The organism is Streptomyces sp. NPDC050418, from assembly GCF_044458745.1.
Taxonomy (GTDB): domain Bacteria; phylum Actinomycetota; class Actinomycetes; order Streptomycetales; family Streptomycetaceae; genus Streptomyces.
On the sequence record NZ_JBITIG010000008.1, the window covers coordinates 383,451 to 404,838 of the forward strand.

General features: G+C 65.7%; 21 protein-coding genes, 1 tRNA gene and 1 pseudogene. 13 read left to right on the forward strand and 10 right to left on the reverse strand.

The features are described 5' to 3' along the window. The first annotated feature begins 140 nt into the window (after positions 1-140). Positions 141-944 (forward strand): DUF1963 domain-containing protein, encoded by an 804-nt coding sequence (locus ACIBI4_RS21865; protein WP_399205627.1) that lies wholly within the window; start codon positions 141-143, stop codon positions 942-944. A 114-nt stretch (positions 945-1,058) separates the two neighbouring features. Next, positions 1,059-1,826, forward strand: coding sequence for a formylglycine-generating enzyme family protein (locus tag ACIBI4_RS21870; protein ID WP_399205629.1), 768 nt, complete (start codon positions 1,059-1,061; stop codon positions 1,824-1,826). Positions 1,827-1,895: 69 nt separating this feature from the next. On the opposite strand, the gene ACIBI4_RS21875 is transcribed toward ACIBI4_RS21870, so the two are convergent. The 3 genes and pseudogenes from ACIBI4_RS21875 to ACIBI4_RS21885 all read right to left on the reverse strand — a co-directional run bounded on the left by ACIBI4_RS21875 (position 1,896) and on the right by ACIBI4_RS21885 (position 4,642). Next, positions 1,896-3,821, reverse strand: a complete 1,926-nt coding sequence (locus tag ACIBI4_RS21875; protein ID WP_399205630.1) for a TerD family protein — start codon at positions 3,819-3,821, stop codon at positions 1,896-1,898. Between the two features lie 64 nt (positions 3,822-3,885). Then, positions 3,886-4,232 (reverse strand): annotated as a pseudogene (locus ACIBI4_RS21880) (FAD-dependent oxidoreductase); the annotation flags it as partial. Further along, positions 4,229-4,642, reverse strand: coding sequence for an arsenate reductase ArsC (locus tag ACIBI4_RS21885; RefSeq protein ID WP_399205631.1), 414 nt, complete (start codon positions 4,640-4,642; stop codon positions 4,229-4,231). The gene ACIBI4_RS21885 and the pseudogene ACIBI4_RS21880, both read right to left, overlap by 4 nt. A gap of 102 nt (positions 4,643-4,744) precedes the next feature. On the opposite strand from ACIBI4_RS21885, the gene ACIBI4_RS21890 reads away from it, so the two are divergent. Genes ACIBI4_RS21890 through ACIBI4_RS21900 form a run of 3 tightly spaced genes read left to right on the forward strand, consistent with a single transcriptional unit; the run spans position 4,745 to position 7,187 of the window. Beyond that, the gene (locus tag ACIBI4_RS21890) at positions 4,745-5,053 is read left to right on the forward strand and encodes an ArsR/SmtB family transcription factor (protein ID WP_399205632.1); all 309 of its coding nucleotides are present in this window, start codon (positions 4,745-4,747) and stop codon (positions 5,051-5,053) included. After that, positions 5,050-6,138 carry an ACR3 family arsenite efflux transporter gene (gene arsB / locus ACIBI4_RS21895; RefSeq protein WP_399205633.1) on the forward strand — a complete coding sequence of 363 codons (1,089 nt, stop codon included), beginning with the start codon at positions 5,050-5,052 and terminating at the stop codon, positions 6,136-6,138. Before ACIBI4_RS21890 ends, arsB begins: the two co-directional genes overlap by 4 nt. Beyond that, positions 6,135-7,187, forward strand: coding sequence for an ArsO family NAD(P)H-dependent flavin-containing monooxygenase (locus tag ACIBI4_RS21900; protein WP_399205634.1), 1,053 nt, complete (start codon positions 6,135-6,137; stop codon positions 7,185-7,187). The genes arsB and ACIBI4_RS21900 overlap by 4 nt, the downstream gene beginning before the upstream one ends. Before the next feature lie 142 nt (positions 7,188-7,329). On the opposite strand, the gene ACIBI4_RS21905 is transcribed toward ACIBI4_RS21900, so the two are convergent. After that, positions 7,330-7,719, reverse strand: coding sequence for an ArsR/SmtB family transcription factor (locus ACIBI4_RS21905; protein ID WP_399205635.1), 390 nt, complete (start codon positions 7,717-7,719; stop codon positions 7,330-7,332). Positions 7,720-7,829: 110 nt separating this feature from the next. On the opposite strand from ACIBI4_RS21905, the gene ACIBI4_RS21910 reads away from it, so the two are divergent. From ACIBI4_RS21910 to ACIBI4_RS21920, 3 genes are all read left to right on the forward strand, one after another. Continuing rightward, positions 7,830-8,006, forward strand: a complete 177-nt coding sequence (locus tag ACIBI4_RS21910; RefSeq protein WP_399205636.1) for a hypothetical protein — start codon at positions 7,830-7,832, stop codon at positions 8,004-8,006. 76 nt (positions 8,007-8,082) lie between these two features. Next, positions 8,083-9,435 (forward strand): NAD(P)-binding domain-containing protein, encoded by a 1,353-nt coding sequence (locus ACIBI4_RS21915; RefSeq protein ID WP_399205637.1) that lies wholly within the window; start codon positions 8,083-8,085, stop codon positions 9,433-9,435. A gap of 4 nt (positions 9,436-9,439) precedes the next feature. Further along, positions 9,440-10,669 (forward strand): MFS transporter, encoded by a 1,230-nt coding sequence (locus ACIBI4_RS21920; protein WP_399205638.1) that lies wholly within the window; start codon positions 9,440-9,442, stop codon positions 10,667-10,669. Here ACIBI4_RS21920 and ACIBI4_RS21925 read toward each other — a convergent pair. After that, positions 10,570-11,268: a TetR/AcrR family transcriptional regulator gene (locus ACIBI4_RS21925; RefSeq protein WP_399205639.1), complete on the reverse strand. Its 699-nt coding sequence runs from the start codon at positions 11,266-11,268 to the stop codon at positions 10,570-10,572. The two genes, ACIBI4_RS21920 and ACIBI4_RS21925, sit on opposite strands and share 100 nt — an antisense overlap. A gap of 261 nt (positions 11,269-11,529) precedes the next feature. Between ACIBI4_RS21925 and ACIBI4_RS21930 the strand changes: the two genes are divergently transcribed. Beyond that, entirely contained in the window at positions 11,530-12,603 is a 1,074-nt protein-coding gene (locus tag ACIBI4_RS21930; RefSeq protein ID WP_399205640.1) for a cytochrome P450, read from the forward strand. A gap of 95 nt (positions 12,604-12,698) precedes the next feature. Here the strand turns inward: ACIBI4_RS21930 and ACIBI4_RS21935 are convergent, their stop codons facing one another. From ACIBI4_RS21935 to ACIBI4_RS21955, 5 genes are all read right to left on the reverse strand, one after another. Next, positions 12,699-13,010 carry a hypothetical protein gene (locus tag ACIBI4_RS21935; protein ID WP_399205641.1) on the reverse strand — a complete coding sequence of 104 codons (312 nt, stop codon included), beginning with the start codon at positions 13,008-13,010 and terminating at the stop codon, positions 12,699-12,701. Between the two features lie 258 nt (positions 13,011-13,268). Further along, positions 13,269-13,362, reverse strand: a tRNA-Arg gene (locus tag ACIBI4_RS21940). A gap of 86 nt (positions 13,363-13,448) precedes the next feature. Continuing rightward, the gene (locus tag ACIBI4_RS21945; RefSeq protein WP_399205642.1) at positions 13,449-13,742 is read right to left on the reverse strand and encodes a hypothetical protein; all 294 of its coding nucleotides are present in this window, start codon (positions 13,740-13,742) and stop codon (positions 13,449-13,451) included. 177 nt (positions 13,743-13,919) lie between these two features. Then, positions 13,920-14,678, reverse strand: coding sequence for a HEPN domain-containing protein (locus tag ACIBI4_RS21950; RefSeq protein ID WP_399205643.1), 759 nt, complete (start codon positions 14,676-14,678; stop codon positions 13,920-13,922). Between the two features lie 2 nt (positions 14,679-14,680). Then, complete coding sequence (locus ACIBI4_RS21955) at positions 14,681-15,820, reverse strand: DUF262 domain-containing protein (protein WP_399205644.1); 1,140 nt, start codon at positions 15,818-15,820, stop codon at positions 14,681-14,683. A 594-nt stretch (positions 15,821-16,414) separates the two neighbouring features. Here ACIBI4_RS21955 and ACIBI4_RS21960 point away from each other — a divergent pair. From ACIBI4_RS21960 to ACIBI4_RS21975, 4 genes are all read left to right on the forward strand, one after another. After that, positions 16,415-17,653: a DNA cytosine methyltransferase gene (locus ACIBI4_RS21960; RefSeq protein WP_399205645.1), complete on the forward strand. Its 1,239-nt coding sequence runs from the start codon at positions 16,415-16,417 to the stop codon at positions 17,651-17,653. A gap of 5 nt (positions 17,654-17,658) precedes the next feature. Continuing rightward, on the forward strand, positions 17,659-18,570 hold the full coding sequence (locus ACIBI4_RS21965; RefSeq protein WP_399205646.1) for a XamI family restriction endonuclease: 912 nt from the start codon (positions 17,659-17,661) through the stop codon (positions 18,568-18,570). A 650-nt stretch (positions 18,571-19,220) separates the two neighbouring features. After that, positions 19,221-20,009, forward strand: a complete 789-nt coding sequence (locus ACIBI4_RS21970) for a tyrosine-type recombinase/integrase (RefSeq protein ID WP_399205647.1) — start codon at positions 19,221-19,223, stop codon at positions 20,007-20,009. Between the two features lie 433 nt (positions 20,010-20,442). After that, a complete protein-coding gene (locus ACIBI4_RS21975) occupies positions 20,443-21,318 on the forward strand; it encodes a transporter (RefSeq protein ID WP_399205648.1) in 876 nt (291 codons plus the stop codon). Positions 21,319-21,388 lie beyond the last annotated feature (70 nt).

Consider the following 21,388-nt stretch of genomic DNA (forward strand, 5'->3'; position numbering starts at 1 on the left):
GTGGACCAGGAACCCCGCCGACAGAGCAACCACCGCGGTCATCGGAGCGACGGGAAACGGTAGGCAGGGTTGTCGGTGGCCCGTACTACCGTGCCCGGGGCGTTCCACCCCACCCACACCCGTACGGCCGAGGAGCCAAGTTGCCCGAAGACGAGCCCGACTCGCCTGCCCAGAGCCTGCGCACTCTCATACCCGAGTACGCGTGCCTCGCCCGCGAAACCGTCCTCCTCAATCCCGAGCCCGGCCTCCCTGACCCGCGCGAGAGTTCGCTTGGAGGCAAGCCGCTCTGGCCGGCGGACGAGCCGTGGCCGTACTGCGCCCAGGAGGACCACTGGACGCTCGGCTCCAATCTGCCCACGGAGATTGTGGCGGGAACGGTACCGATGGTGCCGATCCTCCAGCTGTTCGCCCGTGATGTACCGGCGCTGGAATTTCCGGCGGGAAAGGACCTGCTGCAACTGGTGTGGTGCGCGCTGATGCACGAGCATGACGACAGGCTGCTGGTGATGCCGCAGCTGTACTGGCGCAACGAGGCAGAACTCATGACTGACGGCCTGCTGTCCGAGATCCCCATTGCGCGCAAGGGCGAGTTCGACGAGTACAACATGCCGCAACCGTCCACGCTGTCCCCGACGATCGCAGAGGACTATCCGAGGTGGCTTGATCTGCCCGAGGGCATGCGGGAGACCTGGGAACCACGCTTCCGGACGCCGACCGGCCAAACCATATGGCCCCCCGACTCCAACCTCATCGGCACGAAGGCCGGCGGCTGGCCCGCCTGGACCCAACCCGCCGACTGGCCGGACTGCGCGTGCGGCCACCGCATGGAGCACCTCCTGACGATCACCGGCGACATCCAACTGGGCGACTGCGGCGGCGTTTACTTCTTCCTCTGCCGACGATGCTCCGACCTGCCGTGGGACTGGCGGTACGACTGTCACTGACGTGGCCTTGCGAGCGGGCTTTTGGCGATCATTCGGCCTCCGACACCCTCGCCGGCGTCGATGTCTTGAACCTGCCTCTGGCGGTGGGATATCCGGCTGCTACCGTCCGGCGCCATGTGGACCGAAGAGATTGTCTCCGGCCTGCCCGCGTGGCGGCACACGCCATCGGGAGTGGTCTTCCGGGAGGTGCCTGGTGGAACGTTCCGGATGGGACTCTCCGACGGCGAGCTGGAGGCCGTCCGTGCCATCGAACGGGCCGATGGAGCCGAAGACGATCTCGAACCGTTCTTCGCCGCAGCTGTCCAGGCCCAGCCGGTACGGGACGTGCTGGTTGAGCCGTTCCTGATTGCGCGGCACCCGCTGACGGTCGCGCAGATACGGCACTGGCTGCCCGAATTCGAGGATGAATTCGCCGACGAGGACTCGAATACAGCCCGGCTCGATGGCGACCTGGACGCCCTGCTCGAGGTGCTGCCGTTCCGGCTGCCGAGCGAGGCGGAGTGGGAGTACGCAGCCCGGGCCGGCACCAGCACGCTGACGTTCCACGGCGACGGAAGGCCTGACGAGGATCAGGTACTCAACGACTTCGCCGACGAAATGCGCGTCGCCGCAGCGCAGAACGCCTTCGGACTGGCTGCCATGGGATCGGCGAACGAGATGTGTGCCGATGTATGGATTCCGCACTTCGTGGACGCGCCGGGGAACGCCCGTCCCCGTACCGGGGACGGGGCGCGCGTGGTGCGCGGCGGTGCCGGTGATCTCCACCCATGGCAAGGCTGCGACGAGTGGCTGTTGTTGCTCTCCGCAACCCGGTCCGAGTTCGCCGACTTCACCGCAGTTCGCCCTGTGGCGTCTGTGCCTGCCGACCATAAGCGTGCCTGACGGCGGCGGCTAACTCGCACTCGCAGGGGGCGTATCAAGGGCCGGGTGCGCAGTACCGGACGCGCGCCTTCAGTCGGCGATGTCGACACCGTATCCGCGAGCGAGCGCGCCGAGGGCGTGGTCGTAACCCTGCCCGACGGCGCGTAGGCGCCATACCGGACCTCTGCGGTAGATCTCCGCAAGCAGCATGGTGCGTTCGGTGGTGGCGGCATCGAGGGTGGCGCGGGCGAGCGGTGCGCCGCTGCTGCCGAGGGCGGTGCCGACCTGGATCGCACCGACCGTCCCGAAGGTCGCGGCACCGTCGATGGCTGCGGCGACGACGACCTTGCGCGTCGCCAGCGGCAGGGAGGCCAGGTCGAGAGCGATGGACTGTTCGGTGGGGCCACCGGTGAGCAGCCGCACGGTTCCGGCGGGGTTCTCGGGAGCGCCGTAGAAGATGAAGTCCTCGTCGTGGTTGACCTGTTCGTCCTCGTCGAGGAGAAAGGCGACGACATCGATCTCGTGCCCGTCCTGCGTGGCCCAGCCGGCGGTGACGTACCACTCCGGCGCGGGTCTGCCGTGTGGCGGCATGGGCAGGTCGATGACGCCGCCTCTGGGCATCACCTGCGGCTCCTGCGTTCGAAGCGCCTCGGCCGGGGCGCCGGCGGTTGGAGAAGCGAGCCAGAGGACGTCGTGCACGGGGAGTTGGAGGGCGGTGATACGTCTCATGCGCCGGTCGCTCTGCCCTCCCTCCAGGAGTACGACGTCGGTGACGCTGGCGGACAGGTTGATCGCCGCGGACGCGCCGAGCTCGACGACGCGGGTCCGAGCTGCTGCGGCATCGGCATGGATACCACCAAGCACCAGCACGCGACGCCCGGCCAGCGGCTTGTCCGGCGTGCCGACGGACGGCTTTGGTACGCGTGGTGCGGGCACCCCAGTGCCGGGTACGGCCGTGGTGAGGGCTGCGGGTTCCGGGACCGCCTCGGCAGAGGGCGCGGAGGGCGCCGACTCGGCGTCTCCGGCAACGACTTCAGCTTCCGGCTGAGCAGGGGCGGCGACGGCAGCCGTCGTCTCATGCGCTGTAACCGGTTCATGCGCTGTACCCGGCCGTACGTCGGCCAGCAGCCGTAGGAAGGTCGGCTCGTCGATGACCGGTACGCCCTCGGCAATGGCCCGTCGGGCCTTTGCCGAATCGGACGCCGGTTCATTGGTGACCAGCACACTGGTGTGCCGGCTGACGGAGGTCATCATGTTCAGCCCGGCGGCGACCGCACGCCCCACCAGTTCCGCCCTGGCGTGGGCCGTCTCACCCGTGATTGCGACCTTCATCCCTTGCTGGAGTGGTCCACCTGAAGTCAGCCGTCCGGGATTGCGGTAAGCGCAGGGTGTCTTCGGCGGCTGCGGCGTGAACTGCGACTCCGCCCGGGGCGGGCAGGTCACCAGCGGCAGGGGCAGGTCGAGCCGAGCTGCCTCACGCAGTAACGCCCGAAGGATTCCGGCCAGCACTCGAGTGTCGTCCAGCGCATCGTGCGCGCGCTGCTGAGGGGTGCCGTAATGGGCGGCGAGGGTGCCAAGCTTCATGTCGTCCGTCGGCGGATCCACCTGTCGATTCAGCGCAAGGGTGCACAGCCGCTGTGAAACCGGCAGCCACATCCGCGCACGGGCGAACTCGTAGGCCAGGAACTCGTAGTCGAACTGGGCATTGTGGGCGACCAGCACCCGGTCCTGAAGCATCGCTCCGATCTGCCCGGCGACCTGGCCGAAGGTCGGTGCCCCCTGCAATCGCTCGACGGTCAGCCCATGTACCTCCACCGGTCCCGGATCGCAGCCAGGATTGAGCAGGGTGGAGAACTCGCCGGTCTGCTCGCCGTCCGGACCGATCGTGATCACAGCGACGGAGAGGACGCGATCCCGCCGGGCCATGAGACCCGATGTCTCCACATCTACCAAGGCCCAGTCGTGTGCGTAATCGCCCCTGTCGGGCACATCGAAGGTGGCGGAGACGAGACTCATGGCGGAAGGATGATCTGACATCCAGCACACATTCAACCTGATGCCTTTTTGCCCACGTTTGTTCGTCTTCGGCGGCAAAGACGCCTGGGATGTTCGTACGGGTCGAGGGCGAGGCGACCTTCAGGTAGCCCTCGGCGTCCAACTCGAGCTGGCCGGTGAAGAGTGGTGACCGAGCGGGTGAGGAAGGTGGCCTCCTCCGTGGCGGTGTCGCCGCCGACCACGGCGATGTCGCGGTCACGGAAGAAGAAGCCATCGCAGGTCGCGCACCTCAGTGGTGGTGGTCAGCGAGCCGCCCACGAAGATCGAGCTGCCGAACAGCAGCGGCCTCAACTGGGCGCGGGCGGTGTAGAGGGCGGCGGTGTAGCCGGCCGGGCCCGAGCCGATGATGACCACGTCACGTATCTCGCTCACTTGGCCGCCTCCGGGGCGATCTCCGCGATCAGGCCCTCGACCAGGACCTTGATCTCGTCACGGATCGGGCGCACGGCCGCGACGCCCTGGCCGGCCGGGTCCTCCAGCTGCCAGTCGAGGTAGCGCTTGCCGGGGAAGACGGGGCAGGTGTCGCCGCAGCCCATCGTGATGCAGACGTCGGACTCCTTGACCGCCTCCACGGTGAGGATCTTCGGCACCTCGGCGGAGATGTCGATGCCGACCTCGGCCATGGCCTCCACCGCGGCCGGGTTCACGGCGTCGCCGGGCGCGGATCCCGCCGAGCGGACCTCGACACGGTCGCCCGCGAGGTGGCTGAGCCAGGCGGCGGCCATCTGGGAACGGCCGGCGTTGTGGACGCAGACGAACAGGACGGACGGCTTCTCGGACATCGGAAGGGCTCTCTTGTCTCGCGGGGACTCGCGGGGACTGCGGTCTCACTACACATCAGCGCCGAGTGGTATCAGCTAGCGCTGATGTGAGAGTATCAGTCCATGATGACGTCAGTCGACACTGAACTGATCCGAATCCTGGGTGACCCCCTCAGGCTCAAGATCGTGACTCTGCTCGCCCGCGAGACGCTGTGCACCACACACCTCGTGGACGAGACCGGCGCCAAGCAGACCAACCTCTCCAACCACCTGAGAGTGCTGCGCGAGGCCGGAGTCGTGGAGACCGAACCGTGCGGCCGCTTCACCTACTACAAGCTCAAGCCGGACGTCATCGCCCAGCTCGCCGGCCAGTTCGCCGACCTGGCCGAATCCGCACGCTGCGCTGCCGACAACAAGAGAGCCTGTCCGTGACCCGCACCGAACCACCCGCGACCATACGTGCCGAGGACGCCTCGGTCGTCGCGAAACTGTCGACGCTCGACCGCTTTCTCGCCGTCTGGATCCTGCTCGCCATGGGCCTCGGCCTGGGGCTCGGCCGGCTGATCCCCGGTCTGAACGACGCGCTGGCGAAGGTCGAGATCGGCGGCATCTCGCTGCCCATCGCGGTCGGCCTGCTGATCATGATGTATCCGGTCCTGGCCAAGGTCCGCTACGACAAGCTCGACGCCGTCACCGGCGACCGCAAGCTGATGATCTCGTCCCTGGTCATCAACTGGATCCTCGGCCCGGCCATCATGTTCGCGCTGGCCTGGATCTTCCTGGCCGATCTGCCCGAGTACCGCACGGGACTCATCATCGTCGGGCTCGCCCGCTGCATCGCGATGGTCATCATCTGGAACGACCTCGCGTGCGGCGACCGCGAAGCCGCTGCGGTCCTCGTGGCCCTCAACTCGGTCTTCCAGGTCCTGGCGTTCGGCCTGCTCGGCTGGTTCTACCTGGACATTCTTCCGGGGTGGCTGGGCCTCGGCGAGGGCGAACACCTCGACATCTCCATGGGGAAGATCGCGCTGAACGTCGTCATCTTCCTGGGCGTCCCACTCCTGGCAGGGTTCCTGACCCGCCGTATCGGCGAGCAGAAGCTGGGCCGCGAGGCGTACGAGGCCAAGTTCCTGCCGAAGATCGGCCCGTGGGCGCTGTACGGCCTGCTCTTCACGATCGTCATCCTCTTCGCCCTGCAGGGCAAGACGATCACCTCGCAGCCGGTCGACGTCATCCGGATCGCACTGCCGCTGCTCGTCTACTTCGCCGTGATGTGGTTCGGCACCTTCTTGCTCGGCAAGGCGATCGGCCTCGCTTACGAGCGGACCGCGACCCTCGCGTTCACCGCGGCCGGCAACAACTTCGAGCTCGCCATCGCGGTCGCCATCGCCACCTTCGGCGTCACGTCGGGGCAGGCCCTGTCCGGTGTCGTCGGACCGCTGATCGAAGTTCCGGTTCTGGTCGCGCTCGTATATGTCTCGCTGGCCTGGCGCAAGAAGTTCACGGCGGTCCAGTGACCTCGTACACGGATGTGGTGGTGATCGGCGGCGGCCAGGCCGGGCTCGCTGCCGGTTACCACCTGCGCCGCCTCGGCGTGGACTTCGTCGTCCTCGACGCACAGTCCACCCCGGGCGGCGCATGGCAACAGACCTGGGACTCGCTGCACCTGTTCTCCCCAGCCTCCTATTCCTCGCTGCCGGGATGGCTCATGCCCGCCCAGGCGGGCGAGACGTATCCGGACGCCGCCCATGTGGTGACGTATCTGAGCGAGTACGAGAAGCGCTACGAGCTGCCCGTCCAACGCCCCGTACGCGTCGGCGGAGTTCACCGCGACGGCCAGGCCCACCTGCGCGTCGAGACCGATGCGGGCAGCTGGCGGGCCCGCGCGGTCATCAGCGCCACCGGTACCTGGTGGCGGCCCTTCCTGCCCACCGTCCCCGGCCGATTCGACGGCCGGCAGCTGCACACCATCGATTACCGCAGTCCGCGGGACTTCGCCGGTCAGCGCGTCGTGGTGGTGGGCGGCGGCAACTCGGGCGCCCAGATCGCCGCCGATCTCGCGTACGACGCCGACCTGACCTGGGTCACCCAGCGTCCGCCGCGCTACCTCGCGGACGACATCGACGGCCGTGCGCTCTTCGACGCCGCCACCGCACGGCGCCGGGCCCTCGAAGAAGGGCGCCCGGATACGGGTGGAGTCGCCTCCCTCGGCGACATCGTCGCCGTACCCCCGGTCCGCGAGGTCCGCGGCCGCGGGCTGCTCAAGGCATCCCCGATGTTCAACCGGCTGGTCCCGGACGGCATCCAGTGGGCTGACGGAAGTGCGGCCCAGGCGGACGCGATCATCTGGTGCACCGGCTTCCGCCCGGCGCTTTCCCACCTCGCACCGCTGGGCCTGCGCGGGACGCGTGGCCACATCCCGACCGACGGCACCCGCGCCCTCGGGGAACCCCGCCTGCACCTGCTCGGCTACGGCGACTGGACCGGCCCCGCCTCCGCCACCCTCATCGGCGTGGGACGCCCGGCCCGTGACGCCGCCCGCGAGATCCGAGCCCTGCTGGCCTGATGTCCGATACGCGCCCCCGCGTCTGATCTGAAGGAGACGCAGTCGGTGCGGGTGTCCGACGGGGAGGTCCCGTGTCTACCGCTACCCGGCGAAGCATTTCTACTTCCATCGCGCACAGCTCACGCTGCCCGCGCGCTGAAGGTCAGTTGGCTCCGGTCGGTGTGGTCAGCAGCCGGCCCATCGCGGCCACCACGGAGGGCTCCACGCGGTAGTAGACCCAGGTGCCGCGCCGCTCGGAGGTGAGCAGGCCGGCCTCCTTGAGCTTCTTCAGGTGGTGGGAGACGGTCGGCTGGGACACCCCCACGTCCGAGATGTCGCACACGCACGCCTCGCCACCCTCATGCGAGGCGACGGCGGAGAACAGCCGCAGCCGCACCGGATCGCCGAGCGCCTTGAACATCCTCGCGGTCCGCTCGGCCTCCTCGGCCGTGAAGGTCCGCTCCGTCAGCGGCGGGCAGCACGGCTCGACGGCCCCGTCGGCGGCGGGCTCGATCAGTGGCAGCGTCTTCGGTGGCGTCTTCGTAGCGGGCATGGCTCCACCGTACCTGGCACTTCGATGAACGTCTATGTTGACGAACGTCGATTCAGGGTGACAGACTCCATCTCGAAGTCATCGACAAGCATCGAAACAGGGGGGCCGTCATGGCCGTACGCATCTCCGCTCTGCTGGCTGGCGTCAAGACGCGGCTGTCGAGCCGCAACCTGGACGGCGTCAGCTTCTGTGACAGCTGCGCCCAGGTCTGCGACACCACCTGCCGCTCCGAGCCCCGGCTTCGTGCCACTGAGACCGCCCTGGCCGCCTTCGGGCCCGTTCGCTGAGCGCTCCGGACACCCCGGACACCCGCCCTCGTCACTCCAGCCCCATCCCGCAGACCTCAGCAAGGAGACAGCAGTCATGAGCGAGCAGCAGCTTCCGGTGGTCGTGATCGGTGCAGGACCGATCGGTCTGGCCGCCGCGGCGAACCTGATCGAGCGCGGTATCGAGCCGCTGGTCCTGGAGGCGGGACCGTCCGCCGCGACAGCGGTACGCGGCTGGTCGCACGTACGGCTCTTCTCCACCTGGGCCGAAGTCATCGCCCCTGCAGCGGAGAAGCTCCTCGCCCCCACCGGCTGGGTGCGCCCCGACGGCGACACGTATCCGACCGGCGGCGACTGGGCCGAGCGCTATCTGCAGCCGCTGGCCGACGTCCTCGGCGACAAGGTCCGCTACGGCGCCAGGGTTACGGGAGTCTCGCGCACCGGCCGCGACCGCGTGGTGGACGCAGAGCGTGAGCAGCAGCCCTTCAGCGTCCACGTCGAGCACGCCGACGGCACCGGGATCCGGCTGCTCGCCCGGGCCGTGATCGACGCCTCCGGTACCTGGTCCACCCCGAGCCCGCTCGGCGGCGACGGCCTGCCGGCGCTCGGCGAGAAGGCTGCCGCGGACCGTGTCTCCTACCGCGTCCCCGACCTCAACGACCCGGCCGTACGAGCCCGTTATGCAGGCAAGCGCACCGCCGTCGTCGGCTCCGGCGCCTCCGCCTTCACCGCCCTGGCCTCCCTCGCCGCCCTGGCAAAGGAGGAGCCCGGCACCCACGCGGTGTGGATCCTGCGCCGCGGCATCAGCGGCAGCACTTTCGGGGGCGGCGAAGCCGACCAGCTTCCCGCACGCGGCGCCCTGGGCCTCGCGGCCAAGGCGGCCGTCGACGACGGGTACGCGGACGCCGTGACCGGCTTCCGTACCTCCGCCATCGAGAAGACCGAGGACGGACAGCTGATCCTGGTCGGCGAGGACGGCCGCCGCCTCGACCCGGTCGACGAGGCCATCGGCCTCACCGGCTTCCGCCCCGACCTCACCTTCGTCGACGAACTCCGCCTCGCACTCGACGAACGCCTCCAGGCCCCGGTCGAGTTGGCCCCGCTGATCGACCCGAACGTCCACTCCTGCGGCACGGTCTACCCGCACGGCGTGAACGAGCTCTCCCACCCGGAGAAGGACGCCTACCTGGCCGGCATGAAGTCCTACGGCCGCGCCCCGACCTTCCTCGCCATGACCGGATACGAGCAGATCCGCTCCATCGCCGCGGCCCTCGCCGGTGACCAGGATGCCGCCGAGAGGGTCGAGTTGGTGCTGCCCGAGACCGGCGTGTGCGGCGGCGCGGGCCTGTTCGACGAGCCCGGGCAGGCCGAGGAGAGTGACGGCGGCGGCTGCTGCGGGGCGCCCGCCACGCTCCAGATCGGCGCCCCCGTCACAGGCGGCGGCTGCTGACCCGGTGGCCGACCTGCGTGCCGAGGAGGCCGCGACCGGAACGGACGACCGGTCGCGGCCTCGCGGCGTCCTGCCCGCCCTGTGCGCGACACAGATCACCGGCTGGGGCATCGTCTACTACGCCTTCCCGGTCCTGAACGCCCGCATCACCGCCGACACCGGCTGGTCCACGAACGCGACGACGGCCGCGTTCTCCGCGGCCCTGCTCGTCTCCGCCGTGGCCGGCATACCCGTCGGCCGCATCCTCGACCGTCATGGCCCCCGCACCGTCATGACCGCAGGGTCCCTGCTGGCGGTCCTGGCCGTGACCGCCATCGCGTCCGCCCCCGACCTGACTGCTTTCACCGGAGGTTGGCTGCTCGCCGGCCTGGCGATGTCAGCGACCTTCTACCAGCCGGCGTTCGCCGCGGTCACCCGCTGGTGGGGCGCCGACCGGATCCGCGCACTGACCGTCGTGACCCTGGCCGGCGGCCTCGCCTCCACCGTCTTCGCGCCCGTCACCGCAGCCCTGGCCGAGCACTTCCACTGGCGTACGACGTACCTGATCCTCGCCGCGATACTCGCTGCGATCACCATCCCGGCCCACGCCCTCGCGCTCCGCGCACCCTGGCCACCCGCACCGGCCGCCCACGCCCGGCAGACCGCCGACGCGGCCGAGACGGCCCGCAGCCGCCCCTTCCTCCTCCTCGCCACGGCCTTCATGCTCTCCGGCTTCGCCGTCTATGCCGTCGTCGTCGCCCTCGTCCCCCTGCTCGCCGAACGAGGCGCCGACCCCACCACCGCGGCCTGGGCCCTCGGCCTCGGCGGCGCCGGCCAGACCCTCGGCCGCACCCTCTACGCAGCCTTCGCCGCCCGTACCGGCGTCACCACCCGCACGGTCACCCTCATCGCCGCCGGCGGCGCAACCACCGCCGCCCTCGGCCTGGTTCCCGGCCCCATGCCCCTGCTGATCGGCCTGTCGGTTCTCGCCGGAATGGTCCGCGGCAACCTGACCCTCCTCCAGGCCACCGCAGTCTCCGACCGCTGGGGCACCGCCCACTACGGCCGTCTCTCCGCCCTGCTCGCCGCCCCGGCGACCGTCGCCGCCGCACTCGCGCCGTGGGCCGGGGCGAGCCTCGCCGGCCTGTTGGGCGGCTATCCGGGGCTGTTCGTCGCGCTGTCCGGCGTATCGGCGGTCGCGGTGCTCTTCGCGCTCGCGAGCGGGGCGTCCGATCGGGGGCGCCGGAGCGAGTGATCCCCAGGTCGCCGGGCTGTCGTAGAGGGGCGGGCTGCGCAGAGGTCAGGTGATCGCAGAGGCCGGGCGGCCTCGATGATGCCGTGCACCGCCCGCGCGATGTGGTCGGCGGCCCGGTCCGGGTCGGGTTGGCCCGCGTCGAGCCAGTGGATCACCGCCTCGATGGTGAACGCGGGAACGATGCCGGCCGCCCAGTTCAGCCACGGCCCTTCGGGCAGCAGCCTGGCGAGATTGCGCTGGGCCACCTCCGTGGACGCGGCGCTCAGACTGTCGACCAGCTCGCGGAACTCCGGCTCCCTCGCGGCGTGACGGAACAGCAGCCGGAACGCGTCCGGGTCCGCCGACGCGGCCCGTACCAGCGCCGGAATGGCGTCGTCGTCGAAGTCGTCACTGCCCACACCCTCGGCGATCCGGGTGCAGGCCCGGTCGAGAACGGCACGGTAGAGATCGGCCTTCGACTCGAAGTGGCGGTAGAGCAGCACCTTGGTGATGCCCGCCTCGGCGGCCACCTCGTCGAGCCCGGTCGCCGTGAACCCGCCACCGGCGAAGGCCCGGGTCGCGGCCGTCAGAATCTGCTCCCGCCGCTCGGCGCGCGGCATTCGCCGGACGGTCGTCCGCTCGGACCTCTGCTCATCGGATGAGGCGCGCTCGTCTCTCAACTCGGCTGTCTCCCAGCGCAGTTGCCTTCTTGTTTGCTTCGGAGTATACAAATAACGTTGTTTATGTTCGAGTAAACAAACGAGCGGGACCGGGGGTCTCACGCCATGCAGTTACCCTTCGCGCAACCTCACCCACTGGAACTCCCTCCACTGCTGCACGCGCTCCAACGCCAAGGCGCAGTACACCGCGTACGTACGCGGGTGGGGGATCCCGCCTGGCTCGTGGTCGGCCACGAGGAGGTCCGCCGGCTCCTGGACGACGACCGGCTGGGCCGCTCCCACCCATGTCCCGCCGCGGCCGCCCGAGTCAGTGAATCCGCCCTGTTCGGTGGCCCGTTGGGCGCCTTCGACTCCGAGCGGGCCGATCACGCGCGGATGCGCTCGCAGCTCCAACCCCACTTCACGCCGGGCCGCATGCGTGCGTTCCGGCCCCGCGTCGGGGCCCTGACCACCCAACTCCTCGACGCCCTCGCCGAGCGCGGCGCCGACCCGCACGCCGACCTTCTCACTGCACTCGCCCTGCCGCTGCCGATCCTGGTGATCTGCGAGCTCCTCGGCATCCCGTACGAGGACCGCGTGCGGTTCCGTACATGGACCCAGGCCGCCGCCGACATCAAGGACCGCGCACGCTCGAAACAAGGCCTGGGCGAACTCTTCTCGTGCGGAAAGGAGTTGGTGGCCGGCAAACGCACCACGCCCGGCGACGACATCCTCACCCGCCTGTGCGAGACCGAAGGACTCGGCGACGACGAGATCGCCATGCTCGCCATGGCCCTGCTCTTCGCAGGCCACGAGACCACCGTCGTCCAACTCGGCCTGGGCGCCCTGCTCCTGCTCACCCACCCCGACCAGTGGGCGGCCCTGGGCGCCGACCCCGCGCTCGCACCCGGAGCCGTCGAGGAAATCCTGCGCGCACCCGGCCGCGGCGGAGGCGGCATCCCGCGCTACGCGCGCACCGACCTCAGCCTCCACGGCCACGACATCAAGGCCGGCGACCTGATCCTGCTCGACAACGGCGCCGCCAACCATGACGAGAAAGCCTTCACGGACCCCGCCCGCTTCGACATCACCCGCCGAGCCGGCGCCCACCTCACCTTCGGCAGGGGCGCCCGCTACTGCCTGGGCGCCCCACTGGCCCGACTGGAACTCGAAGTCGCCCTCGGCGCACTCACCACACGCTTCCCGACGATGACCCTGGCCGTCCCGCCCGACGAACTCCGGCTCCGCACCGACACATTGACCGGCGGACTCGCCGAACTCCCCGTCAGATGGTGACCTCCACGCCCCACCAGCAGCGGCCTCGAGGGTGATGATGGTTGCGCCCCACCGAGAGCCGTCGCAACGAACCACCGTTGCCGTCAGTACCGCCGTCATGTTCCAGTGCGCGGTGATGCTTCAGGGGAGTCGAGCGGGCGTTGATGCCCGCATTCCAGGGTGACGCCGTCTTGCCCGACCACTTTGAAGTCGAGGACTGCGTTGTAGGGGTCCCCGTCGTGGAACATCCACACCGTGACGTGGTCCGGCTTGACGATCACGGAGAACTCGATCTCAACGTCCGCGTCAACAGACGGGATGACCGTGAAGACTTCCCCCGGAGACATCCAGAAGTCTTCACCATATGGCTCGACGAACAGACTGGTGAGGTGCTGCCCGCCGTTCTCCACGGGAAGCCTGTTGCTCATACCCGCTCCCATGTTGTGCCGGCGACGGCGACGGTTGGTGCGCCCGCGGACACAGTACGGTCTGCGCGCGCCAAGGATGATGCGATATAGGAGCGTCCTTCCGTCAAGGAAGACTTCGGGAGGAACCTGGCCCAGACCCGTCTGGAACCGGCTTCAGCCGGACTCCTGCCGCCGCCAGAACCGCCCGTCGACCAGGCAGCCGCACTCGTATCAGGCCCCTGCCCAGCAAAAAGGCCCCGCCGAAGCGAGGCCGAAAGATGGCGCCCCCGGCAGGACTCGAACCTGCGGCCAAGCGCTTAGAAGGCGCTGGGACAATCGCGTTTGCGGAGGGGGCTGACCAGGCTGTTCCTGCCTGAGCGTAAGCGGATCCGGTGCACTTCGACACGCATTCGACTGGCGACCTCGGCTAGCCAGGCGTGGCCGTCGCCAAAGTCAGCCTCATGTCTCGTCGTCACACCGTTCAAGAACGAGTTCAGCGGACCCCTCCACGAGGCCGTTGCCGTCCTCCAGATGAAGGTGACTCCCATCGGGCACCCCGTCGTTCGCGAGGGTGAGCAAATGGCCGGCCAGCGTTCTGAGGCCTGCGGCATTCGCCTCGACGACCACCGTGCTCCCGAGGTTCCTCACCTCGATCCTTGCATCTTCATCCCAGGTGAAGACCTGCGCCACACCATCGGTCACGGTCGTGACGCGCATGCTCTCGAACGGGGCGTTGCTGGATCCGTTGCTCATGATGCCATCCTCCCGCCACGTGCACACGGCTCCGGAGGGCGGTTGAGTATCGGACAGGTGCGCAGGTCACAGAGTTCTCATGGACGAACGAACGGAGCGCGTCCACGAATAGTCCGCGTTCCTAGGCTTCTCCGTTGGCACTGAGCCATTCGGGCGGAGTGGCAGCCTCGGGTACCATCACTGCGGGTTCCAAATTGCCGGGACGCGGCCATTCATTACAGCAAATTCTTCAACATGCTTCTGGAGCACCCCATAAATCCATCCAGAAAGTTGAGCAATGAAGTCCACGTCAAATCGCACATCGGCCGTAGAAAATGCCAGGTGGGTTCCACTGTGAGCCACAGTATTTCGCGCCTGAACGATTTGGCGAAGCTGATCCTGCGGCTTTCCTGTCGACCGGTTGATAGCTCCGGGAATGTTTGGCGCCTGATAGTTATCAGTAAATTCTTTACCCACCTTCTGCCATGGAGCTTCTACTCCAATCAGCTTCATGAGCGTCGCGACTGTATCTGGTCCAGGGTTGCCACCAGTGTCGACGGCATAGTCACTCCAGATCCTTCCCGCGACGTAGTGCTGAGCCATGATCAGGCTCTCCGCTAGCCTCACCTGGTCAGATCTTTCGACGCCGTATCTGTTCCTCTGCAGGGCTGCCATCATGTTCTGCTGAACTATGTGCACCCGCAATGCGTTTGGTAAATCAGTCAAGGAGATCGGCGGAGTGGCTCCCCCATGTTGATCCAATGCATACGTTACCGAATCCCTCAGGAACTCTTCGAATCGTGCGCAGAGGAGCACCACCGCTCCTGAAATGAATGGCTGAATACTGAGTTTGAATGGCAGGTATGACACTGCGGAACTTCGACTCGCGATGGCGTCCGCCAGGTCCAGAAGTTCGTAAACGTCCTGGAGTTGAGCAATGAACTTCTGCCTAGGCATCGCTAACCCACTGTCTCACGGACTAGCTTGCTCACCATTTCTACTCGAACATGGAAGGATGCGGTTGTATTGGTGGCAGCATCAACGGTGCTCGCGAAGGCAGGATCAGAGAAGAGCGCCTTCATACCGGCCTCGATTTCTGCTGCGTTCGCCTCAATTGCAGCCAGAGAAACATCCCTTACCGCCAGCATCTGTGCATCATAGATTGCCACGAGCAGCTGCTTCCGTGCCGCCGATTTCTGTGGCTGCCACCTTCGGAACAATACTTCTCCGAATGCAGCCTTAGCCTTTTCTAGGGACTCAAAAAATTCCGCACGCAGAGCGCTCAAGCGAGTTTCATCCAGATTGACGTTTTGCCGCATATTCTCATTCAGGGCGACGGCCACGGACCCCGAATAGCTCCTCCAATTCTCCCTGAAGGTGAAGTACCTCAAGACCAGTTCGGCATCCCGCATTTCTCTCCAGATCGCCGAAGTCTCCTTCCTTTCGATCCGGAGGGCGTCGTGAAACTCCGGCGCCTCGGAGATTTCCATGATCAATGCGTTATAGGGCCCCCTGAAGGCGTTGTTGCGAACTTCCTGGGCATTCAGTGCCACTCCACCCGTGTTCAGCCTGTCGAAGACGTCATACTTCAGGGTCGGGTCAGAGACATGCAGCAAGATCGTTGCCCGCAGGCTTGCGCGCGTTCGGAGAACGCGCTGGAGAGTGATATCGAGTTCGCTAAATGTCTTATCGTTCGCCTCATAAAATACGTCAAGCCCCTTGAGTGCGTAACGATCATCTAGAAACTCAATTACGGCGCCAACTCGCTGTTTCCCGTCGATGATCGAATACTGTCCGTACTCGTCTTCGTTCAGGAAGATTGGCGGAATCGGGATATTCAGCAGAAACGACTCAATCAAGCGAGACTTGCGCGTTAGATCCCAGCGATCGCGGCGCTGATATTCCGGCTCAAGGTCAATAAAGGACTCCTTTACCAAGTCTGCTAGCGTCCCGAGCGTGTAGTCGATTACCTGAGTGACTAGGTCACGTTGCCCTTGCTCCCATCGGGCTCGGGCAGACTCCTTCTCCTCGAGGGTCTTCTCAGTGCTGTCCAGCTGTTCCGCGGTCTCTTCGATGTCAGGCTCAACGCTGCTACTCATCGTGGCTGCCTTTCAGTACGGGAACGAGAGCGCTGTGTTGCTCGCTTCAAGAGTATTGATCGGCGCTCCCTCATGAGGTTGTCTCTACGCAAGCCGGTAGAACGGCTTTGGCGGGTGTGCCCCTGCCTGGTGTGAGGTCGCGCATCATCAGAGGGCCGCACGTTGGTTGGTAACTCGGTCAGACTGCTCGCCCTCCCGCCGGCCGCCGTGGCCTCTCTGTCGATGCCGGAATGGACGCCACGCCACCGAGGTAGCCGAGAAGGCAGGACACACATGAGTCGCCGCGAGACGTGCCAGACAACCTCACGGCCAGCGAGCATCAGCCTTGCTCCGGATCTGGGACGGCCCGCGACATCGAGATGGGCGCACAGGACCGCTTCACGTAGGCCTCTCACGCATCGTGGCCCGAAGGTCCAGCCCAAACCGAAGCATGCAGCTCACTACACGTCCAGTACACGGCCCCACACGAGCGATTGAGCCCTAGAGCCACACGAGGTCCGAGGTCCCCGGTAGCATCCACTGACATCAACCAGAGTCGTAACCAACTGTAGTAGCACAGTTCTGGTCGAGCGTATTAGCTAGTAAGGAAGAGCCTTGAGTACAGCTAGTGGTGGCGAGAGGAAGCCCACTCTTGTCTCCCTCTTTTCGGGGGCGGGAGGGCTTGACGCGGGCCTTGAGCGTGCGGGATTTCATACAGTAAGCGCTACTGATTTTGACGCCAACTGCATGAAAACGCTTGCGGAAGTGCAGTCGGCAAAAATCCCTGTTCGTGGGCAATCCGGGAGTTTCCATCTCGACGGAACTCGCTTGATCCACGCATCTGCAGAGGACATCTCACCTGCGGATCTGCGGCCGGCTGGGGCAAATTCGAGATGGCGCCCAGATGTACTCTCCGGCGGTCCTCCATGCCAGCCCTTCAGCTCCGCTGGTCGGCAGCGAGGAATCGAAGACCCACGCGGAAAACTGTTCCTGGAATTTGTGAGCCTAGCAGATCAGTTGAAGCCTCGAATCATTCTCTTTGAGAATGTGCGCGGTTTGGTGACGGCGAAGACACCGGATGGCGAGCCCGGGGGTGTACTTCGCATGATTCGCTCTTCATTCGAAGAAATTGGATACGCCACCCGCTTCAAATTGCTAAACGCCGCCGACTTCGGCGCACCTCAGCGGCGCATTAGGCTTTTCATGATTGCCGCGAAGGACAGGGCGCTGCCTGATTTTCCAGAACCGACCCACTCCCGTGACGCTGGCGACACACTATTGGGCAGCGTGAAGCCCTGGGTTTCCCTGGGAGAGTTTCTCTCGGGGCAACCCGCACCTGACCCTTCTGAGATTATTCATCCGACAGGGTCATTGATCGATGAACTTGCAAATCTAGTCCCTGGAACTGGAGTAAAATCTGGCGGAATTGTTGAGGCTAATCGCCCCAGCGGCCATTGGGGTTACCGTCAGGACCGTTTCCTTGCAGATCTGAAGCTTCCCGCTCGAACAATCCGTGCAGCTACAACTCCAGACTGGATTCGCCTTGAAGACGGCTCAATGCGACGTCTCTCGTGGCGCGAGTGTGCTGCACTGCAGGGATTCCCGCGGGAGTGGGCATTCCAGGGAACCACGGCCAGCAAGTTTCGCCAGATCGGAAATGCGGTGCAGGCTGAGATGGCCGAGAAGATCGGCCTGATGCTTATGAGATCCATTTCATCAAGCAAGAGGGTGTCTCCAGTCTCAGCGTCATGGCCTGCAGAGTTCCATAAGTGGATGGCCTATACCGCGATGGAGCACAATACGAACGGTAAGCATCGTGCTGCCGCTCGCGAGAAAAGAGAAAAGGCGAGGTAAGTGTGATGGTTCGTGCGTGGCAGTTGCCTCAAAATTGGACTGAGAGGCAACTGATTGAGGGGCGCGCGCATTCCGAAGAACTATTTCGGCAGGAGCGAAAAGAAGAAGGACCTAGAGCTTTCGAGGGAGTTTATGCAGAAGTTGAGCCTCGCGTGCGGGAAGCTCTCGAACTGACGGATGACCTCCTGAATTTGACTGGGCAAGTCTTCATATTCGACTCGTCACTCTGGAAAGTCCTACGATACTTTTGCGCCCCTCCCGTGAGCGAGGAAGATCTATGGACCCTGGTGGGGCAGAAGTTCAGCAATAGAATACCGGAGGTGCTGGCTGACGACACAGCCGAAGTGATCCGTGAGGTACTCGACCCCGTTCGCTTTTCATGGGCCCGGGAAAGACGGAAGCCCACTGAGACGGAACGTGAATCTGCCGTAATGGCGACCAGCGCACTTCTCGCACTAGAGCTCTTGCGTACTAGACGTCGAGGGGACGCGAGCAAGCGCCAGGAAGCTGAAGTTGCTCAGGCACTTGAGAATATTGGGTACTCTTTGGATCCCCGGAGAGACGATATTGACGTCCTTGACGTCCTCACGCGCCGTTCCTTCTCTCGCGAGAGAAAGGTCGCTGGAGCTAAGTGCGATGTCCCGATTCGGATTGCAGACGGGCGGCTCCTGGCTGTTGAGTGCAAGGTCTCTAACGGCCCAAAAAACTCCTGGAAGCGTCTAATTAGGGAGTGTGGGGGAAAGTCTGAGACGTGGCGTCAGCACTTCGGAACGCAGGTGATGACTGTTGCAGTTCTTGCAGGCTCATTTGATCTCTCATGTCTGGAACGCGCGCAGAACATGGATGGACTCTGGGTCTTTTGGCAACACGACTTGGATCCTCTAATGGAATTCATTAATTCCATTCATTCGCGTTGAGGAACCACCTCAGCGGCTTTGGGCTGGAGCTGCTTTGGGGCGAGTGATCATGGCCCCGTAAGCTCATCGCGAGTCGGGCAGTCTGTTGACCTGCCCGTTAAGCACGACGTTGGGGCCATGATCTTCGAGGCTCGCCCCAAAGTGGCTGCGTAAAGCCGTGGAGCCGGCCGCCCCCGCCGAAGGGCAACGGCCATGGTAGCGGGGTCGTCGACATTGCACCGCCGCCGCGATCCGGCCTTAGTCGAAGCACAATGCGTCTTTGACCTGCACGTTATGGCGTCCCCGCTTGCCCCTGTGACCATGTGTTTTCGCCCCCCTTGCGGGCGCGGTCGGGCGCCGACGCGCGCGCCTACCGGCGTAGACATGGTGGAGGGCGTGCGGTGGCGGCCGGCCGCCGCCGCGCTGTGCGCGGCCCTCAATCCTTTGGATTTATCCTTCTGGACTTGGATCTACTTCGTGTCCTGGTGGTTCTTGGGGTTTCTGGGGTTCTGCCTGCACTGTGCTCGGCGAGATCAACCGGCGCTCTTCTTCCCTCTCCGAGGCCGGATCGCGGCGGCGGGGCGAGGCCGACGTACACGCGCGGTCATGGACATGATCACTTCAGGCGCGGGTGGTCCCGCAAGCGCCACCGGCGCATCCTCAACGTCGCTATGAAGTACGCGATCAAGCGGCGCATCCTGCGCACGAATCCTCTCCCCAAGGGGAAGGACGCGACCACAACGACCAAGACCACGAACGCCGTCGACAAGCGCTGTTTGATCAACCCTGGCCAGGCGGCGGCTCTCCTTGACTGGGTCCGGCAGCGCCCCCGAGGCGGCAAGCGACTGCACGCCTTCTTCGCGACCATGTACTACTGCGGGCCTCGGCCCGAAGAGGCAGTAGCGATGCGGGTAGCGGACGTGCACCTCCCCGACCCGGATGCGGCCGATCAGTGGTGCGAACTGCTGATCCACACGGCGACCCCGGAAGTCGGCAAACAGTGGACCGACACCGGAGAGATCCACGAGCAGCGCGACCTCAAGGGCCGCGCCGAAGGCGACACTCGAACGGTTCCGGGGCATCCCGCCCTGGCACGGATCCTTCGGCAGCACATCGCGGCCGAAGAACTCAAGCCTGGTGACCTTCTGTTCCAGGGTGAGAAGAGCGGAATCCTCGCCGGCTCGGTCATCCGCCGGGCCTGGCGAAGCGCCCGTGAGGCAGTGCTGGCCCCGCACGTCTTCGAGTCACCGATGGGCAAGCGTGTGTACGACCTCCGGCACACCCGCCTGACGAAGTGGCTGAACGACGGAGTCCCGCCGGCTCAGGTAGCGGAATGGGCGGGCAACAGCGTGCCAGTGCTCCTCGCGGTCTACGCCAGGTGCGTCGACGGTCAGCTTTCGGACCTCAAGAGGCGGCTCGAAGCGGCTGGGGATCTGGAAGACCTCCCCGCGGCCGACTGAGCTGATCGCCCAGAAACTTCGACACGTATTCGACACAGCGACCCGCAGAAACCCGGTGACAGCCGGACAGCCCTGGACTCGTTCCTTGATCACCAAGGGAGCGACCGGGGCTTCTGCATGCTCAGCGAAACGGCCCCTGACCAGCAAAAAGGCCCCGCCAAAGCGGAGCCATTTGAAGGCGCCCCCGGCAGGACTCGAACCTGCGGCCAAGCGCTTAGAAGGCGCCTGGTGAGGGTGGAGTGGATGGGTCTGTGGCCTGCACGGATGTGTATTCCTGATTGGGCGTCAGGTAAATTTCCGACGTTCTCGGGAAACGGTGGTGCGGGCATGGCTTCGAGGCCCGGAACTTCCTTGACGCTCTCACAGGCTGACGGAAACAATCCGGCCCCTCGTGGTGATTGCCGATCGCTGCGTGTGAGGCGAGGAGGGGACGGTGCCGGGTCTGAAGCTGTTCGACGTGGGTGGGGACAAGGCGGTGGAGATTGCCGCGCGGACGGCCATGGTGGAGAGCGATCTGCAGCGCCTGGTCGAGGCGAACATGGAAGCGATGCTCGGGGTGCGCTTTCTGGCGAGCGAGTACAGCACTGGGCCGCTGCACGGGGGCCGGATCGACTCGCTCGGCGTGGATGAGAATGGGTCACCCGTGATCATCGAATACAAGCGCGGCAAGGATGCCGGCGTGATCAGCCAAGGGCTGTTCTATCTGGCGTGGCTGACCGACCACCGAGCCGAGTTCCAGCACCTGGTCCATGAGCGTCTCGGAGCAGCGGCTGCGGCCCAGGTGACGTGGGCTGCTCCGAGACTGATCTGCATCGCGGAGGAGTTCACCCGCTACGACGTCCATGCGGTTCGGGAGATGCGTCGCACGATCGACCTCGTCCGCTATCGATACTTCGGTGACAACTTGCTTGCCTTGGAATCCGTCGTCTCCACCGCCTGCCCGGACCCGAGGTTGCGACCTCTGCTCAAGCAGAGGGAGCTTGCCTCGGGCCGAGCCACAGCGGAGCTGAGGGTGGCGGTCGACGAAGTCCTGACGGCTCTCGGCGATGACGTCACACCTGTCGATCGCAAGCAGTACCGGGCGTATCGCCGGTTGCGGAACTTCGCTTGTGTCGGCAGCACCCAGCAGCGGGAGGTTGTGCTGTACCTGTCGGTGAACCCGAGCGAGGTCGACCTCGTCCCGGGTTTCACCCGCGATGTGACCGGCATCGGGCACCACGGCACGGGTTCGCTGGAAGTTCGGCTGCGCTCGGAGAAGGACTTGGAGCGCGCCAGAAACCTGTTCCAGCTCGGCTACTCGGCCGCGTAGACCTCTTCGTGGTGGTCACGGACACGGGCTGACTTCCGCACTCCTCGAAACTCTCTGGTCCGCACACCAT